This is a genomic window from Pseudooceanicola aestuariicola (assembly GCF_045763785.1).
In the GTDB taxonomy this organism is placed as follows: Bacteria; Pseudomonadota; Alphaproteobacteria; order Rhodobacterales; family Rhodobacteraceae; genus Pseudooceanicola.
On the sequence record NZ_JBJGSF010000002.1, the window covers coordinates 143,555 to 161,091 of the forward strand.

General features: G+C 60.1%; 16 protein-coding genes. 7 read left to right on the top strand and 9 right to left on the bottom strand.

The genetic code is table 11. The features are described 5' to 3' along the window. Position 1: 1 nt before the first annotated feature. Positions 2-859 carry an amidohydrolase family protein gene (locus tag ACI3GR_RS08585; RefSeq protein WP_407493780.1) on the top strand — a complete coding sequence of 286 codons (858 nt, stop codon included), beginning with the start codon at positions 2-4 and terminating at the stop codon, positions 857-859. Here the strand turns inward: ACI3GR_RS08585 and ACI3GR_RS08590 are convergent. From ACI3GR_RS08590 to ACI3GR_RS08620, 7 genes are read right to left on the bottom strand one after another with little or no spacing between them, the layout of a single operon-like run. Beyond that, the gene (locus ACI3GR_RS08590) at positions 856-1,638 is read right to left on the bottom strand and encodes an enoyl-CoA hydratase-related protein (protein ID WP_407493781.1); all 783 of its coding nucleotides are present in this window, start codon (positions 1,636-1,638) and stop codon (positions 856-858) included. The genes ACI3GR_RS08585 and ACI3GR_RS08590 overlap by 4 nt on opposite strands. Continuing rightward, the gene (locus tag ACI3GR_RS08595; RefSeq protein WP_407493782.1) at positions 1,631-2,683 is read right to left on the bottom strand and encodes an MBL fold metallo-hydrolase; all 1,053 of its coding nucleotides are present in this window, start codon (positions 2,681-2,683) and stop codon (positions 1,631-1,633) included. The genes ACI3GR_RS08590 and ACI3GR_RS08595 overlap by 8 nt, the downstream gene beginning before the upstream one ends. A 13-nt stretch (positions 2,684-2,696) precedes the next feature. After that, positions 2,697-4,241 carry a class I adenylate-forming enzyme family protein gene (locus tag ACI3GR_RS08600; RefSeq protein ID WP_407493783.1) on the bottom strand — a complete coding sequence of 515 codons (1,545 nt, stop codon included), beginning with the start codon at positions 4,239-4,241 and terminating at the stop codon, positions 2,697-2,699. Then, positions 4,238-4,696 carry a MaoC/PaaZ C-terminal domain-containing protein gene (locus ACI3GR_RS08605; RefSeq protein ID WP_407493784.1) on the bottom strand — a complete coding sequence of 153 codons (459 nt, stop codon included), beginning with the start codon at positions 4,694-4,696 and terminating at the stop codon, positions 4,238-4,240. The genes ACI3GR_RS08600 and ACI3GR_RS08605 overlap by 4 nt, the downstream gene beginning before the upstream one ends. Next, on the bottom strand, positions 4,693-5,199 hold the full coding sequence (locus ACI3GR_RS08610) for an FAS1-like dehydratase domain-containing protein (RefSeq protein ID WP_407493785.1): 507 nt from the start codon (positions 5,197-5,199) through the stop codon (positions 4,693-4,695). Before ACI3GR_RS08610 ends, ACI3GR_RS08605 begins: the two co-directional genes overlap by 4 nt. Further along, positions 5,196-6,329 carry a Rid family hydrolase gene (locus ACI3GR_RS08615; protein ID WP_407493787.1) on the bottom strand — a complete coding sequence of 378 codons (1,134 nt, stop codon included), beginning with the start codon at positions 6,327-6,329 and terminating at the stop codon, positions 5,196-5,198. Before ACI3GR_RS08615 ends, ACI3GR_RS08610 begins: the two co-directional genes overlap by 4 nt. A 39-nt stretch (positions 6,330-6,368) precedes the next feature. Continuing rightward, entirely contained in the window at positions 6,369-7,520 is a 1,152-nt protein-coding gene (locus ACI3GR_RS08620) for an acyl-CoA dehydrogenase family protein (RefSeq protein ID WP_407493788.1), read from the bottom strand. 381 nt (positions 7,521-7,901) lie between these two features. Here ACI3GR_RS08620 and ACI3GR_RS08625 point away from each other — a divergent pair, with 381 nt between their 5' ends. After that, positions 7,902-9,368 carry an alpha/beta fold hydrolase gene (locus tag ACI3GR_RS08625; protein ID WP_407493789.1) on the top strand — a complete coding sequence of 489 codons (1,467 nt, stop codon included), beginning with the start codon at positions 7,902-7,904 and terminating at the stop codon, positions 9,366-9,368. 64 nt (positions 9,369-9,432) lie between these two features. Here the strand turns inward: ACI3GR_RS08625 and ACI3GR_RS08630 are convergent, their stop codons facing one another. Both ACI3GR_RS08630 and ACI3GR_RS08635 read right to left on the bottom strand, forming a co-directional pair. Then, positions 9,433-10,419, bottom strand: coding sequence for an NAD(P)H-dependent flavin oxidoreductase (locus tag ACI3GR_RS08630; RefSeq protein ID WP_407493790.1), 987 nt, complete (start codon positions 10,417-10,419; stop codon positions 9,433-9,435). A 58-nt stretch (positions 10,420-10,477) separates the two neighbouring features. Beyond that, complete coding sequence (locus tag ACI3GR_RS08635) at positions 10,478-11,467, bottom strand: IclR family transcriptional regulator (RefSeq protein ID WP_407493791.1); 990 nt, start codon at positions 11,465-11,467, stop codon at positions 10,478-10,480. Between the two features lie 206 nt (positions 11,468-11,673). On the opposite strand from ACI3GR_RS08635, the gene ACI3GR_RS08640 reads away from it, so the two are divergent. The 5 genes from ACI3GR_RS08640 to ACI3GR_RS08660 all read left to right on the top strand — a co-directional run bounded on the left by ACI3GR_RS08640 (position 11,674) and on the right by ACI3GR_RS08660 (position 17,354). Further along, entirely contained in the window at positions 11,674-12,591 is a 918-nt protein-coding gene (locus tag ACI3GR_RS08640) for an ABC transporter permease (RefSeq protein WP_407493792.1), read from the top strand. Then, positions 12,588-13,430 carry an ABC transporter permease gene (locus ACI3GR_RS08645; protein ID WP_407493793.1) on the top strand — a complete coding sequence of 281 codons (843 nt, stop codon included), beginning with the start codon at positions 12,588-12,590 and terminating at the stop codon, positions 13,428-13,430. Before ACI3GR_RS08640 ends, ACI3GR_RS08645 begins: the two co-directional genes overlap by 4 nt. Positions 13,431-13,468: 38 nt before the next feature. Next, positions 13,469-14,947 carry an ABC transporter substrate-binding protein gene (locus ACI3GR_RS08650; RefSeq protein WP_407493794.1) on the top strand — a complete coding sequence of 493 codons (1,479 nt, stop codon included), beginning with the start codon at positions 13,469-13,471 and terminating at the stop codon, positions 14,945-14,947. Between the two features lie 10 nt (positions 14,948-14,957). After that, positions 14,958-15,581, top strand: a complete 624-nt coding sequence (locus tag ACI3GR_RS08655) for a cysteine hydrolase family protein (RefSeq protein WP_407493796.1) — start codon at positions 14,958-14,960, stop codon at positions 15,579-15,581. Positions 15,582-15,662: 81 nt separating this feature from the next. Further along, positions 15,663-17,354: an ABC transporter ATP-binding protein gene (locus ACI3GR_RS08660; RefSeq protein ID WP_407493797.1), complete on the top strand. Its 1,692-nt coding sequence runs from the start codon at positions 15,663-15,665 to the stop codon at positions 17,352-17,354. The last annotated feature ends 183 nt before the right edge of the window (positions 17,355-17,537 follow it).

Consider the following 17,537-nt stretch of genomic DNA (forward strand, 5'->3'; position numbering starts at 1 on the left):
CATGGCAGAACCTCGGATCATCGACTCTGTCTGCAACCTGCACGAACCCGCAGATGCAACCAGCCACGGAGGTGGCATGTCCGCTGCCTTTCGCGATCAGCTGAACTTGGGTAGCGATGCCTCGGACGGGCTGGGCGTGGGCGGATTGCTGTCAGGGATGGATTCCGCGGGCATCGACCTGAGCTTTCTTTTAGCCGTGCGGGCCGGCGACATGCGAATGCAGGGGTCTTTCGAGATCCCTTATGCGCGCGTGGCCGCTGTCTGCGCTCACCACCCTGATCGGTTCCGTGGTCTGGCTGGTATTGATCCGACCAAAGGCATGACCGGCCTACGCGAGCTGGAACATGCGGTCAGGGACCTGGGGTTCGTAGGTGCCCACGTCTATCCCCACTGGTTCGACATGGCACCCGATGATCGCCGCCTTTATCCATACTACGCCAAGTGTTGCGAGCTGGATATTCCGGTACAGGTACAAGTCGGACATGCGCTGATCTATGATCCGACGCGCCCGCCCCGCAGCCAAGGTCATCCCATGGCACTGGACAGGATCGCCTGTGATCTGCCCGAAACCAAGCTGATCGGCAGCCACATCGGCATTCCTTGGGCGGACGAAATGATCTCGGTCGCGTTCAAGCATCCTAACGTCAGGATCATGACCGATGCCTATCCACCGTCGAAATGGCCCGCGCAACTGGTGGACTTCCTGAAAGGTCCGGGTCTGGGCAAGGTGATTTTTGGCACCGACTGGCCTGTTGTCGATCCAATGCGCGCCCTGGCCCAGATCGACCGGATGGCCCTGCCGGATGCGGCGCGTGATGCGCTGATGGGCGGGGCGGCCCGCCAGTTCTACGGACTTTAAAGCGGTGGAAAAGCGGGCGCGCGTTTTTCCAGAAAACTTTGGACGCCTTCGGCCATGTCGGGTGCGGTCGCGCAGACCTCAAGTTCTTGTTCGGCCAGCCGGGTCGCGTCGGTCAGCGTCTGTGAATAGCTGGCGCGAAGCTGCTGCTTGATAACCGACATGGACCTTGGGGAACACTGGGCTGCCATGTCGGCGGCATAGGCCAACGCGGCGTCCAGAAAACCGTCATCTGGAAGCGCGCGGCATAAGCCAAGCGTGGCCCCTTCGGCGCCGGTAAAGACCCGCCCCGACAGCAGCAGATCGGCCGCGTTCATCGGCCCAATCAGACGGGGCAATAGCCAAGCGGAACCATGTTCCGCGATAAAGCCCCGCCGCGCAAAAGAGGTCGTCATCTTGGCCCCGGCGCGGGCGAGGCGGATATCTGCGAAAAGGCTCAGCACCAATCCGACGCCGGCCGCCCCGCCATTGATTGCGGCAATCAACGGCTTGGACCCGCCCATCAGGTAGGAATATCGCTGGTTGAAATCGCCTTCGCGGGGGGGCGGTGACTTCATGGCCGTCGCGGCATCCGCTTCGGCGCTGTCCATATCGGCGCCTGCGCAGAAGGCGCGACCGGCCCCGGTCAGGACCAGAACGCGCGCTTCCGGGTCGGCTTCGACCTGTGTGAACGCCTGTTTCAGGGCCTCTTCCATACCGGGCGTCCAGGCATTCATACGGTCGGGCCGGTTCAGGGTCAGGACTGCGACGCCGTCCCGGACAGTGACGAGAACATCAGGCATCGGTACGGTGCAGTCGCATCATGCCATCGGCTTCGGTGTCATGGATCAGGTCGCCTTGCTCGATCAGCGAATTCACATGGGCCAACGTTTCCGCAAAGGCGAGGCCCGCGTGATGTGGCGGCAGTTCACGATTGAAAAGCTTGGGGATCAAATCGCCGATGCTGGCCGGACCCGCGTCGCAGGCCTTCATGATCTTGGCGCAGATTTTGGCATGGTGCGCCTCAAGTTCGGCGATGCGCTGGTGCAGGCCGCGGAATGGCAGTTTGTGACCCGGCAGGATCAGCGTGTCGTCCGGAATCTCGTCCCGGATGGCGGCCAGCGAGGTGAGGAAATCGTCCAGTGGACGTGCATCGGGTTCGTGAGGCCAGACGCCAATGTTCGGGGTGATCTTTTCCATCACCTGATCGGCGGCCAGAAAGACGCGCTGATCCGGCTGCCAGAGCATGGCCATTTCGTCAGAATGGCCTCCGCCGGTACGCACGTGCCAGTCGCGCCCCCCAATTGTCAAAACATCGCCCGCCTTGATCGACCTGTAGGCGGCCGGAAGGGTGCCAACCGTGTCGATATAGATCGGACCGCGGCCCAGAATACCGTCGGCGGCTTCGTCATACAAACCGCGCTCGCGATAAAACTGGCGGTCAGCAGTGTCGGTGTCCTTGAACAGCCCGCCGATACGTACCCGGCTCAGCAGGAATTCGGATTTTACCATCAGCAGTTCTGCGCCGGTGCGGCCGCACAACCAGCCGGCCGCGCCGACGTGGTCCGGGTGATGGTGTGTGACCAGCAGGCGCGTCACAGGGCGACCCGCCAAAGGTCCGTTCAGCAGGGTTTCCCAAGCCTCAAGGCTGGGTGAATCCCCCATGCCTGCATCCCATATGAACCACCCGTCACCGTCTTCGATTGCATAGATATTCACATGATCCAGCGCCAATGGCAGGGCCAATCGCATCCACAGCAGGCCGGGCGCAAGCGTTACGGCAGCGCCTGGCGCGGGCGGTTCGGGAAAGGGATAATCTAGCAAGGTGGGCGTTGCGATCGTATTCATTGGGTGTCTCCGGTCACGTAGCTTGCGGTTCAAGCAGCGACATCAGGTGGTTCTTCAGTTTGATCCGTTCGACCTTGCCGGTCGAATTCGAAGGGATCTCATCCACGAAGAAGTATTTGCGCGGACGCTTGAAATCGGCCAGGTCGGGGCTTTCCCGGCACCAGCGGTCAAGCGCGTCGGCGCTGAGGTCTGGATCGGTTCGGACAACAGCCGCTGTCACCATGTCGCCCCACTTGGCGTCCGGCATGCCGATGACGGCTGCGTCGGAAATGGCGGGGTGACGGAACAGGACGTTTTCGACCTCGGACGGGTGGATGTTTTCGCCGCCGGACTTGATGGTGAAATCCATCCGCCCGTGCACATATAGCCCACCTTCGTCGTCCAGATTGCCGCCATCACCCGTGAAATACCATCCGTCTTTCAGAACAGCCGCAGTCTTTTCAGGCAGGCCAAGATAGCCATCCATGACTGCTGGTGTCTTCATGATCACTTGGCCCAGTTCGCCGGGCGCAACCACGTCGTTCGGATCGGTGGCATCCGGTTTGATGATCCGCATCTGAACAGACGGCAGTGTATGGCCAACCGATCCGATGCGATCAGGACGCTGGAAATAATCGATACCGGTACAGGTCAGAGCTTCGGTCATGCCAAATAGGTTCAGGAACCGGTCTTTGAAAATCGACATGGCCGCCCGCGTGGTTTCGTCGTTCAGGTTCTGCCCGCCGAAGAACCCAGTCCGCAAAGAGCTGAGATCATATTTGGACAAATCCTGCTGCATCATCATGACCAGCTGCGTTGGAACACCGTGGAGCACCGTAATGCGATCCGACACGACGTAGTTCATCGTTTCTTCCACGTCGAAACCGCGGGTGATAATCGCGGTTCCGCCGATCATGATGAAGGGCAGAACCTGCAACTGAAGCTGGGCGATGTGGAATAGCGGCTTGTTGTGGATGCAGGTGTCGGTGTGGCGGAAGCCCACCTCCTGCGCGATCATCATAGCGCCGATGGTTTCGGCCCGGTGGGACCGAAGCACCCCCTTCGGCAGGCCGGTAGTGCCCGACGTGTACATGATAAACGCAGTGTCGTCCCAACCCGCGCCAAGCGTCGGTTCGGTATCCGCAGCGGGACCGATGAAATCATAGAACTCGGCCGCGAAACCCGGCCGCGCTGTACCGATATTCACAAATCCCAGTACATCGAGATCCGGCACAATGGGCGCAATCTGGCCTACCAGTTCGTCATCAAAAACGACCATACGGGCGCCGGCGTTCTGAATGATGAATTTCAGCTCGTTCGGCGCAAGGCGATAGTTGATGGGCACGGGCACGGCGCCCATCTTCATCAGGCCATAGAAGCAGGCGATCTGCTCGGGCAGGTTCCAGGTGATGAATGCAACACGGTCACCGGGCCGGATCCCTTGCGCAGCAAAGGCATTCGCGGCCCGGTTCGACAAACGATTGAACTCGGCATAGCTGTAGCGCTTGCCTTCGAAGATGATCGCGGTTTTGTCCGGCCAGCGCGCAGCGGCCTGAGTAAGATGATGACCTACGTTCACGAATCAGAGCCTTCTGTAGCAGGTGAGGAAGACGGATTTTCAGCGGGCAAAAGGACCATCGACACGGCCGAGGCGACCGGTTTGCCATCCTTTTCGATACTCTGGCGGATAGTCAGCACATGGCCTGCGGAAATTGGCGCGCCGCTTTCGACACGACCGCGACAGATAACGGTGTCGCCGGCGAAACACATGGCGTGATAGCGCAGCTTCATCGACTGGACAAAGGCCTGGGGTCCGCAATGGGCGCGCAGCTGGCGGCCAAACCAGGCGCCCCACATCTGGCCGTCTACAAACGGGGCGTCAACACCAAGCGCCTGCGCAGCGGCATCGTTGAAATGGCAGGCATACCAATCCCAGGTCGCCGCGCCATATGCCATCAGGTCCACTGCGGTCAGTGTTTTCTCAATGACCGGTAGATCTGCGCCCGGCAGGTGTATGTCGGTCTGTAGGGTCATGCCGCGCCCTTGGTCGCCAAAGGTTGCAGGAAGAACAATTCGCGGTTTGTCGCGACAACTGCGCCATCGGCGTCGATGAACTCGGCCAGAGAAATTGCCAGAAGTTGCCCGCGCCCGTCACGAGAGGATTTTTCCTCGATGCTTTCCAAACGGTACCGTACGGAAATGCGGTCCGTGGGCAAAACGGGCCGCGCGAAGGTGTAATCCTGTCCACCGCGAATGGTGCGAAAACCAGCAGGCCAATCCCATTCATGGGGAAGGTATCCATGGGCATTGGGTGTATTACCTGCGTACTGGCCGCTTTCCGTGATGAAGGTGGGCGGCGCAATGCGCGACGGATAACCCTGCGCACGTGCATACTCATCGTCGTAGTACAGCGGGTCGGTGTCGCCGACGGCAATCGCGAAATAGCGGATCGCCATGCCGCCGATCTCTTCCTTCGCGGGATAGGTTCGCTCCGCGCCAATCATGGCGCGGATCTGATCTGTCAGCAGCCCGCTCATTCCGAGATCAGGGCGATTGGGACGATTTCAATGACGAAGCTACGCTTCAAGATGCCTTCGCAGACAACGCCAGTCGCAGCCGGCAGCGTCTTGCCAAAGTACTTGCGCCGCACGTCCGCGACAGCCTTGTATTCGTCCAACGTCTGCGCTTCTACGAATTCCAGCGTGTGAACGACATCGGCCATCTTGGCCCCCGCCACCGCCAGCATCGTCTGGATCGATGCATAGATCATGTCGGCCTGCGCCACGACGTCATAATCGTGGAAGCATTCGTCCGTCGCTGGGTTCAGTGGCCCGAAACCTGACCCGAAGATGAACTTGCCTGCCTTTACACCGGCGGAATAGGACAGGTTGTCGTAGCGATCCCAACCGGGCACGCGGATGCGTTCGGGGGTGTCGCGGCTGGCGGTGATGTCGTACTGCACGACCGCATCTGGATGCAGCAGCCCAGGCATCATGATGCCCGCCGCACCGGGATAAACCGGTCCAAGCGCATCAAAACGTGGCTTGCCCGATGCGCGATAGTCACGGCGCACCTCAGGGACCAGATAGTCGATCGTCTGCACCACGTGGTCCAGACCCAGACCCATCTTGGTCAGCATGTCGTCAGCGATTTCAAAGATACGCGCCGTCTGACCGACCACGTCGCCGGGATAGGCAATTTCTCCGTCCTTCAGCGGCTGGATCGTCGGCAGGTGGACGATGCCTTTTGAAAGACCCTCGGCCGCGATATCGGTGGTCACTTCGATCTCGATCAGGCTGTCGGGACGCAGAAGGGCCTTCACCGGCACCGTGTTGACACAGACCTCGCGATCGCCAAGCACATTTTGGCGCACTGCGACGGCTTCTTCATAGGCTTCCAGCGATCCGATCGGCACGTATTCGACGACCCGCGTGATGGCCGACAGGTCGAAACCTTCCGCCGCAAGCACACGTTCGATCTTGTCCCAGGCCAGCTTGGCCTGATCCGTCATCGTGCCTTTGGTGGACACGGCACCATCGGCATATGCCGATCCGGTCTTGCCCGACAGGAACAGGCCTGCAGGTGTCTTCTTGCCAAGCGCAAAGGCATATTTTTTATAGTCGAGCCACGGATAGCTGTCGGGTTCGATTACGGTGATCGCGTTCATTGTTTTGGTCCTTGCGTTACGACAGTCAGTCGGAAATCTTCAGTAGGATCGGGGCAGGCCCAGCCGTTCGCCGATATAGTTTCTGCTCATCTCGTTCGAGACCGGGGAGAAGAGACCCAGTCGTGCGTCGCGGAACAGGCGCTCCATCGGGCTTTCTTCGACCAGGCCATACCCACCCAGAACGCGCATGGCGCGGTCGGTCGCGCGCTGCGCGGCTTCGGATGCGAAAAGCTTGGCCATGGCGGCCTCCATCGAACATTCCTGTCCGCGCGAAATTTTAGCGGCAGCGGACATCGTGAAATGGCGCGCGTGGTGCAGATCGGTGGCAATATCTGCCAGCGGGTGCTGGATGGCCTGGAAGGCCCCGATCGGGCGACCAAAAGCGGGCCGATCCTTGGCATATTGAAGCGCCTGATCCAGAACGCCTTGGATGATGCCGATATACATCGCCGCGGCCAGGATACGTTCTTCGTCCAAGGTTTTGATCAGGTGATAGAAGCCGCGCCCCTCTTGGCCCAGAAGGGCATCGGCGGGGGCAATAGCGTCATCATAATATGTTTCGCAGGTACAGGCGGCCCTGTGCGCCATCAGTTCCATACGGCGCGCTTCCAGGCCGGGCTGATCCGTGGGCGTCATGATCAGGGAAAGTCCGCGCGCCAGCTTGTCCTCGGGCGCAGGAGAGGTGCGCGCCATAACCAGCACGGCATCTGCCTCGGCCGCGAAAGATGTATAGAGCTTGCGGCCGTTAACCTTCCATCGGCCGTCTTCCATCTGTTCTGCGCGGGTGCGCCCGCGCAGGGCGTCGGTGCCGCCGTCGGGTTCCGAGATACCGAAGGCGAAGGTGAATTCACCGGTGGCCATTTTGGGCAGCCACTCGGCTTTCTGATCATCGGTACCGTGTTCCGCTACGGCGCGGGCGCTCATGAAGAAGCCGACAAGGTTCGTCGCCAGCGACGGGAAGCGGCGCGAAACCTCTTCCACCAGCACGACGCCGTGTGTCACATCCGCCCCCGAGCCACCATAATCCTGATCGATGGTCAGACCGGTCCAACCCAAGCGTTTGATGGCTTGAAGTATCTCGGCCGGGATCTTGCGCGCACGGTCAGCCGCCCGTATCGCAGGTTCATCGAAATCGTTCTGAAAAAAGGCCCTGACCTGGTCGCGGATCATTTCAAGGCCAGGATCGTCCATTCCATCTTGCGCAGAGGACGGGACTGTTTCTGAGTCTAAAGACATAGTGGATACCTGCATGGCGTCGGGTCTTGCGGCACGCGTCGCTGCGCCACTGCACCGCTTTAGGGAAATGTTGCGCCGCAGCATACCCAGCGTCAATAACGATTTCGAATAATGCCTAGTTTGTACATAATTAGTTCACTATTTGAAATTGTTGGTGAAAAATTCATCTTTAACCTGCGCGGAATGTCTAGAAATGGGCAGGTTTTGGGGGAATTCGTTTGCAGTCACTTAGATCGAAGCGAATCCTAGCGGTGCTCAATATTTGATTATCGGTCGCGACCGGGGCGCCGATATCGATGCGATTTCACCCGGACGCTCTCTACTGGACCCCGATTCATGATTCATCCTGTCATCCGCCGCACCGTCGACGTCGCCGGTCGCGTGCATCACATTCGCATTCTGGGCCAAGGCCCGGCTGTCGTCCTGCTACATCTGTCACCGCGATCCTCGGTGCAGGTTCTGCCGCTTGCGCAGATGCTGGCCGACAGATTCACGGTAATCTGCCCGGACACGCCGGGCTATGGCCAGTCAGAACCACTCGCCCTGGCCCGACCCGAGATCGCCGATCTGGCGGATGCGACTGCTGCATTGATAGCTGCGCTGAACCTTGACGCGCCTACCCTGTACGGCACCCATACCGGCGCCGAGATCGCACTGGAACTTGCCGTTCGGCACCCGGCACTGTGCACGCGCGTGGTCGTTGACGGGTTGCCGCTATTCACCCGGCAGGAAAAAGAAGAACAATTGCGGTTTTACCTGCCGCGGTTCGACACGGTCTGGTCCGGAGAACACATGGCGGCCCTCTGGGCGCGCGTCCGGGATCAGCTGATGTTCTATCCCTGGTACGCCCATGGCGAGGCCAACCGCCTGCGCTTTGATCCGCCACCGATCGAATTCCACGATCAGGTCATCGCCGATCTATTGGCGGCTGGTGTCGCGGATACCCCAAACTATGCCACGGGTTACGGGGCTGCGTTCCGCTACGACGCCCATGCAGCAGCGAAAATCGCAGCAACCCAGAACCTGGACGTAAAATATATCTGTCGCGAGGATGACTTGTTGTTCCCTCATCTGGCCCGCGTCACCGAAGTAGCCCCACAGGCCCAGACCATCGGCCTGCCGCCGGACCCCGCGCCATGGGGCGCTGCCATCGGTGAACTGCTGGATCATCCGGGCCGTTCGCCCGCGCTTGCGCCACAAAGCAGCAGGATGTTTTTCACGGGCGAAGGCATGATGATGCGGCGGATCGGGTCCAACGACGGACCTGCGCAGCTTCTGTTACACAGCCATCCCGGATCGGGGCAGATGCTGATGCGGCATGCCGCAACGCTGGCGGGTCTGGTCTGGGTTCCGGATCTTCCCGGATCGGGCCAATCAGCGGCCCTTGGCGACGACCCCGTGCCGCTCGCCGAAAGGATGGCCGCCATCGTGTCCGATGTGGTCCCCGGAAAGGCGACCGTTACCGCCTGGTTCACCGGCGCACGCGTTGCTGATTGCCTGCCGCGCGACCGTTTCACGATTGACCAGATCCACGATCCGCTGCCCGTGGGCGAAGATCTTGCGGCGCTGCGGGCAGCCTATATCCAGCATATCGACAGCGACTGGAGCGGAGCACATCTGATGGCGGCCTGGTGGCGGGCCCGCGACGGGCTAAGCTATGATCCCTGGTTCCAACGCGACGCGGCGCATCAGCGTCCCCTGCCCGAAGTGCCGGATCTTGAAATGTTGCAGGCGCATGCGACCGCCATCTTCCTGGGCCGCAAAACGGAACCCGCAGTGCTGGACGCGCTTTTATTAGCCTAACGCACACCAATAAAATAAAGGCGCGCAGGGTTACCTACGCGCCTTTTTTCATGCTTTGAGTCGATTACGCGACCGAGCGCATCTGCGGGCTTGTTCCCATAAGGCCAGACTTGGCCTGATCGTAATCTTCGACCCAACGATCCACCATCTCGGACACGGGACGAACGGCATCTACTGCCCCGATGCCCTGACCGGCACCCCAGACGTCCTTCCAGCGCTTTACCTTCTTGTGGTTCAGCGTCCATTCCAGTGTTTCCTTCGTCTCTAGATGCAGCTTTGCGGGGTCCAGCCCAGCGCGTTCAATCGAAGGGCGCAGATAGTTGCCGGGGTGGCCGGTGAAGAGATCGGTCATCATGATGTCCTTGGCTTCGCTGTCGACGACCATCTGTTTGTAAGCCTCGGCAGCATCGGCTTCGGCCGCTGCGATGAAGGGCGAACCGATATAGGCGAAATCGGCGCCCATGGCCTCGGCTGCCAGAATTGACCGGCCGGTCGAAATGCACCCCGCCAAAGCAAGCGGGCCATCCCACCAGGCGCGGATTTCCTGCATCAGGGCAAATGGCGATACATCGGACGCATGTCCGCCGGCGCCTGCAGCAACCGCGATCAGACCGTCGGCGCCCTTGTCGATTGCCTTGTGGGCAAAGAAATTCGTTGTGACGTCGTGGAAAACCTTTCCACCCCAGCCATGCGCGGCCTCATTGATGTCCTCTCTCGCGCCGAGCGACGTGATCAGCATCGGGACCTTGTGCTTCTCGCAGATCGCCATGTCCTGATCGAGACGCTTGCTCATCTTATTGACGACCTGATTGACGGCAAATGGGGCCGCCGGGGCCTCGGGGTGGCGGGCATTGTAAGTCGCAAGCTCTTCGGTGATCTGCGCCAACCAATCGTCCAGCAGTTCGGGCGGACGTGCGTTCAGGGCGGGAAATGACCCGACGATGCCCGCCTTGCATTGGGCCAGCACCAGCTCGGGCCCCGAGATGATGAACAGGGGCGAACAGATAACAGGCAGACGCAGGCGTCCCCCAAGAAATTCCGTCGTAGTCATTCTGAAAACTTCCTTTCTGTAGAATGCCCCGTGGCTCACCGCAGTGACAGGGCGGGAATTAGGTTTGTTGTCCCCGCCCGCCGGACCAACGCGTCCTGTGACGCTCTGTATCCGGCAGTCGGTTTAGTTGCTCATCAAGCGCGCGCGCCTCTTCGCGCAGCAATGCGGCCAGACCGGCCACGCGATCATCGGCAAATCGTTCGGGAATGCCGGTCAGGGTCAGGGTGCCAAGCGGGCGGCCATTGCGGGACGTCAGACAAAGCGAAAGCCCCATGATCCGCCCGTGCGTATCGTCAGCAGCCAGGGCCCAGCCCCGATCGCGACAGAGCTGCACTTCACGTTTGATGGTTTCAGGGTCCGATCCCGGCAGACGCGCCAGCCGGGACGCGGACCGCGCAATGATCTCATCGACTTCGGGATCTGGCAGGGGGGCCAGCATTGCGATGCCTGTGGCGCCCGCGCCAACCGGTTTACGGGACCCGATGTCCATCGGCATTGTACGAACCGGAAAGTTGCCCATCTGCACGTCCATGCAGATCACGTCTAGACCGGACCGCAGACAATACATCGCTGTGTCCCCGGTCGCATCGGCAAGATGTTCCAGTGATTCGCGCGCTCGATCAGACAGGTCGTGACGATTCGAGGCGGCAGAGGCGAGCGCGAAGAATTCCAAACCGAGCGTATAGCGCTTGGACAGGGTATCCTGATCCACGAAGTTGTGGTTCGCCAGGCTGGTCACCAGGCGGTAGGTGGTCGCGCGATCCAAGCCGCTTTGCTCTGCCAAATCCATCAGGCGCAACCCATCCGCCGAGGATGCCGCGATGATTTTGAGCAAACCCATAGCCTTATCGACCGTCTGACTTCCCTGTGGGGCTTTTTTCTTTGCGGGCTGACTTTCATCCTGCGCGCCTTTGCCCTTTCGTTCGGCATTTTCTTGCATTGCGTTCGTTACCTCCTGTCGCTGCACGCCCAACGATCCTTTGTGTACGGGATCGTCGGACGCCCCATAGAGAATGATGCGAAGCAGCGACTCAAGGCACGTGACCATCAACTAATCACTTTGTTCAAATATTGACACACTAATTTCTATAATCAAACTATTTTTTAGAAATGTCCAAATAATGAATTTGTTTGGTTGACAGAGCCAATGTTGCAAGCGCAGCATTGAGGCATCACCTGACGGGTGTTCCTTTGGCTGCGAAAAGCTTCAGACACCTGTTTTCAGGCGAAAATGTTAGAAGTCCGGAGAATACGATGGCGCGTTTCCTCTTGTCCCGGGTCCTCGCGGCCGCAGCAACCCTCTTGGCGGTGCTGACCTTCGTCTTTCTGCTTGTCAGATTTTCAGGCGATCCTGTGCGGCTGATGCTGCCTGACCAGGCGACTGCCGAAGACGTGGAAAGAATGCGCCAGGCCCTGGGCCTCGACCGCAGTCTGATCGCTCAGTACCTGGACTTTGTTGCCAATGCGCTGACCGGATCACTTGGCGACTCGATCCGTCAGGGTCGGCCCGCGATAGAGGTTGTGTGGGAACGCATGCCCGCGACGCTGGAACTGGCATTGCTTTCCTTCGGGGTCGGCTTCATCGCCGCCGTTGCCTTGGCCACCACAAGCGAGGTGTCGGGTTCTGCCCGGTTTCGCACTGTTGTGCTTTGGATCGCCACGGCGCGTCAGTCTATCCCGCCATTCCTGTTCGGTATCCTTCTGGTACTGTTGCTGTCGGTGCAGATGAACCTTTTGCCGGCGATCGGACGAAACAGCTGGGCCAGCTATGTCATTCCCGTCGCCACGATCGCGACATTCGAAATTGCGCTGTACCTACGGTTGATCGGGTCGGCCTTTGACGAAATGCGCACGGCAGACTGGGTGCGGACCGCCCGCGCCAAGGGAATTTCCCGCTCGCGCCTAGTGCTGGGCCACATGTTGCCCAATGCGCTGTTGCCCGTGATCACCGTCGCCGGCGTCAATCTGGGTGTCCTGATCGGCGGTCTGGTGGTGCTTGAGACGGTATTCAACTGGCCGGGTCTTGGCCGCCTTATCATCGATAGCGTCAGCCAGCGCGACTTTCCCGTCGTCCAAGCGGGCGTGCTGATGATCGCGACCGCCTTTGTCATCATCAACCTGTGTGTCGATTTCATCTATGCGGCGCTTGATCCGCGTGTGAGGCTTTCATGACCGATACCGCCACTTTCCGTCCCCGTCGCCGTCTGCCGACCATTTCAACCATGATGGCCATCGCGATGCTGAGCTTAGCGGTCGCAATCGCAGCGCTGACCCCACTGTGGTCAGGCTACGACCCGCTACGACAGGATCTTTTCGGGTCTATGGCCCCGGCCTTTGAAGACATGGCGCATCCCTTTGGCACCGACGCCCTGGGCAGGGATGTGCTGTCGCGGCTGGCAAAGGCCACGCAGGTTTCAATCCTGATTGCCTCTGCTGCGGTCGCGATCAGCGCGTGCTGTGGTTTGTTTCTGGGGATGATCGCAGGCTGGTACCGTGGCTGGGCCGATACCCTTCTGATGGGTCTGGGCAATGTTCAGTTGGCCATCCCGGTGGTTCTGCTGCTGATCGTCCTTGTCGCCGCGCTTGGCGCCTCGACCTGGTTGCTGGTGCTTTTGCTGGGGCTCACAAACTGGGTGAACTATGGCCGCCTGACCCGGTCCATGGTTTTGGGTCTGCGCGAGCAGGAATTCGTGATCGCCGCGCAGACAGCTGGCGCTTCGGATAGCTGGATCCTGACCCGCCATCTTTTGCCGAACGTTGCCCCCAAGGTGCTGATCCTTGCGGCTTTCGACACCGGCGTGGTGATCGCGATCGAAAGCTCGCTGTCCTTTATCGGCCTGGGCATCCAGCCTCCCACCCCTTCGCTGGGCATGATGATTTCGGAAGGTCAGCGGTATCTGCAGACCGATCCGCATCTGACCATCCTGCCAGCCTTCGTAATCTTCTGCCTGATCGGCGGCATTCAGTTTGCCGGGCAGGGGTTGGCGGCCGCAAAGCCGTCCCGCAACTGAAAACCAAAACTCCTCACTGCAAAAAAGAAGAGACAGACATGACCAACAGATCCTTAAAATCCACCCTTTCGGCGATGGCGCTGCTTTCCGCGCTGCCGGTGGCGGCCCATGCGCAGGCGACCGAAGTCACCGCCGCGCTATACGGCGAGCCGGACGCACTGAACCCGATTTTCGAAACCAACCTTCCGGCGCTGAACGTCTATTACAACGTCTTCGACCGTCTGGCGACGATCGACGGCAATGGCGATGTCGTGCCCAACCTTGCCTCCGGCTGGAGCGCGAACGAAACCGCTGACGTCTGGACCTTCACTCTGAACGAAGGGATGACCTGCCAGGATGGCAACCCGATGGACAGCGCCGACGTCAAGTTCACCTTCGACACCGCCACCGGCGACAGCGCATCGCGCCTCGGTGGTTACCTTGGTCTTGTCGACTCGGTCGAGGCGACCACACCCACCGAGGTCGTCATCAACCTGAAGCAGGCTTTTGCACCGTTCGACCGCCAGGTCTCGCTGATCCCGATCGTGTGCCAGGAAGCGTACGAGGAAATGGGCCAGGACGCCTTCGCGCGGTCGCCCGTTGGCTCGGGTCCTTACCAGGTCACTGACTGGATCGCCGGTGACGCCATCGTACTGGAAAGCTACGACGGCTACTGGGGCGAACCCGCCAAATACGAAAAGGTGACGTTCAAGCCTATCCCGGACGAAACCACCCGCGCCTCGGCTGTTCAGTCGGGTGATGTGGATGTCGCCCTGCTGGGACCGGCACAGGTCGAAGCGGTCGAAGCTCAGGGCTCGGTCAATATTCAGGAACAGGATGCCAACCGCGTTGTCTATGTTGGTTTCAACGGCACCGTGCCCTTCCTGTCCGAACCCAGCATGCGCAAGGCAGTCGATCTGGCCATTGACCGTACGCTGATTTCCGAACGTCTGCTGAACGGTGCGGCCACCCCGACCGCACAGCTCATCGCACCGGTGACTTTCGGCTTCGACCCCTCGCTGCCAGCGACCGAACAGGATGTGGATCGCGCCAAAGCCCTGCTGGAAGAAGTCGGGTATGACGGCACGCCGATCAAGATCTCTTACCCCACCACGGGTCTGCCGCAGGTTGACCAGCTGGCACAGGCGGTCGGTTTCTTCCTGAACGAGGTCGGCATCCAGACCGAACTGGACCCGCAGGAACAGAACACCTTCTACGGCAACTGGTTCGGCAACAAGTTTGAAGGCCTGTTCATCTTTGCCTTTGCGCCGTCAGTGATGGACGCACACCTGCCGTTCTACATGCTGCTGGCGAAAGATCAGGAAGGTTACATCTATGACGACCGCATCGATGAGCTGATGGCGAAACAGGTTGGCGAAGGTGATCCCGAAGCCCGTGCCGCAGACCTGGCCGAGATTTCGAAGATCAACTACGAGCGGACGATCTACGCGCCGCTGTTCATCGACAGCTATATCTACGGCGTGTCCAAAGACATCGAATGGTCGTCGCGCCCCGATGGCATGATGGTTTTCCGGTGAGGTCTGACACATGACAGTACCTGTTGAAAATACAGCGCTAATCGTTGTCGACATGCAAAAAGCTTTTCTGGACAACCAGTACAGCTTTGGTCAGATCGGCATGGACGTCACGCCCCTGCAGGATGCCATTCCTGGATGCATCAAGCTGGTGAACATGGCCCGCGCCGCGGGTGTGCCGGTGATCTTTACCCGGTACGTCTATCACCCTGGCATGGTCGATTTCGGCCTGCACAAGGGGGCACGCGGCGAAGACCGCTTGAAGGCCGAAACACTGGCCTTCGGGACCGAGGAAATCGAAGTCATCGACGAACTCGATCCGCGGCCGGATGACCTGGTCATCGACAAGTCACGTCCGTCGTCCTTCTACGGCACCCGACTTGAGCCTCTTCTCACCTCCATGGGAATCCGCAACCTGGTTGTTTGTGGTGTGACCACCAACATCTGCGTGGAAACCACGGTGCGGGATGCGGGACAGCGCGACTACGGCACGTTCGTGGTTGAGGACGCGGTGGCCGAGTTTACGCCAGAGCGCAACAAGTACGCGCTGATCGGCATGGGCTGGTCGTTTGGCGAGGTCATCAAGACGACTGATGTGGCCGAAGCCTGGATGCCCCAGGCCGAAGCCGCCGAATAAGACCCAGACCGGCGGGACGCAACGTCCCGCCGGTCCCTGAAAGATACAGGGCATCGCGCCCGCACAGACCGGAGATTCCCCGTGACCTCTTCCCCTGACGCCCCACTGCTTTCCATCCGCGACCTGCACATCGAATTTGACACGCCCAAAGGGCCGGTATCGGCGGTACGCGGGGTCGATCTTGACCTCAGGGCCGGCCAGACCGTTGCGGTTGTCGGTGAAAGTGGATCGGGAAAATCGACCATGGCCGCCGCAGTGAACGGTCTGCTGGCTGGAAACGGACGCGTCGCGAAGGGGACGATCCTGTTCGACGGCACCGATCTGGCCCGCGCAGATGAAGCCACGATGCGCCGCATTCGCGGTCGCGGCATCGGTTTGGTGCCACAGGACCCAATGTCCAACCTGAATCCTATTCAACGCGTCGGCCCGCAGATTGCCGAAGTGCTGCGCGTACACGAAGGTGCCAGCCGCGCCGACGCCATGGCCCGCGCGATCGAGATGCTGGACCGTGTCGGTATACCCGAACCCGCACGTCGCGCACGCCAGTATCCGCACGAACTGTCGGGCGGCATGCGCCAACGTGTCCTGATCGCTATGGGTCTGGTTTCGCGACCCAAACTGCTGATCGCGGACGAACCAACCTCGGCGCTGGACGTGACCGTCCAGAAGGTCATCCTGGATGAACTACAGACACTGACCGCCGAAATGGGCACTGCCGTCATTCTGATCACACACGATCTGGCCCTAGCCTCGGAACGCTGCGACGAAGCGCTGGTGCTGTTCCGCGGTGAGATGATGGAACGTGGCACGGCGGCAGACGTGATGCGCGCGCCCAAATCCGACTACACCCGGCGCCTGATCGCAGCCGCGCCTACCCTTGCCTCGCAGCGGCTTGTCGGTTCGGCAACACAGGAACAAGTCGGCACTGCCAAAAAGCCTCTGGTCGAACTTGTCGGTCTGCGAAAGGAATACCCCGGCGCCGCAAAACTGTTCGGCAAGGCCAAACCCTTTGTCGCGGTCCATGATATGAATCTGCGGATCCCACGCGGCCAGACTGTTGCCATTGTGGGCGAAAGCGGGTCCGGCAAATCGACAACTGCCAAGATGCTGCTGCGTATCGAAGATCCGACGGACGGTGAAATCCTGTTTGACGGTCTGAAGGTCACGAACCTGAAGAAAAGCTTCCTCAGGGATTTTCGACGCCGGGTTCAGCCTGTTTTTCAGAACCCATACGGATCACTGGATCAGCGATGGACGATCGGTGCCTCGATCGCCGAACCATTGCGCCTGCACGGCATCGGCTCGGATGCGTCGCGACGCAAACAGGTCGAGGCGGCGTTGGATTCCGTCGCCCTGTCGCGTGAACTGATCCACCGCCTTCCCTCGGAATTGTCCGGCGGGCAACGTCAGCGCGTTGCCATCGCCCGTGCCCTCGTGCTTGAGCCGGACCTGGTCGTGCTGGACGAAGCTGTATCCGCGCTGGATGTGATCGTGCAAAAGCAGGTGCTAGACCTACTGGCCGATCTGCAGAAGAAGCTGGACCTGTCGTATCTGTTCATCTCTCATGACCTGGCCGTGGTGCGCCAGATCGCGCATCATGTCTATGTGATGAAAGACGGTCAGGTCGTCGAAAGCGGAGAGACAGAGAAGCTGTTTGCCAAACCGCAAGCGCCCTATACCCGCAAGCTTCTGAACGCGATTCCCAAGTCACATAACCCGGACCACGTCACGCAGCCCGTCAATATCATCGACCTTTCGATGAAGTCGGCCTAGGGCGAGCCATGTCGCAGAAACGGGCCGAACGGGCCCGGATGTTGCCCTCTGGCAGCGCAGGCCAAGTTTGGTCGGTGTCCAACCTTTGCATTCCGGCCCGCCGCATGCTCCCCTATTGTGCGAAACTAGGCCAACAAGTGAAAACGGTGATCATGACGAAAGCCGTATCGCGTTGCCCCGCGC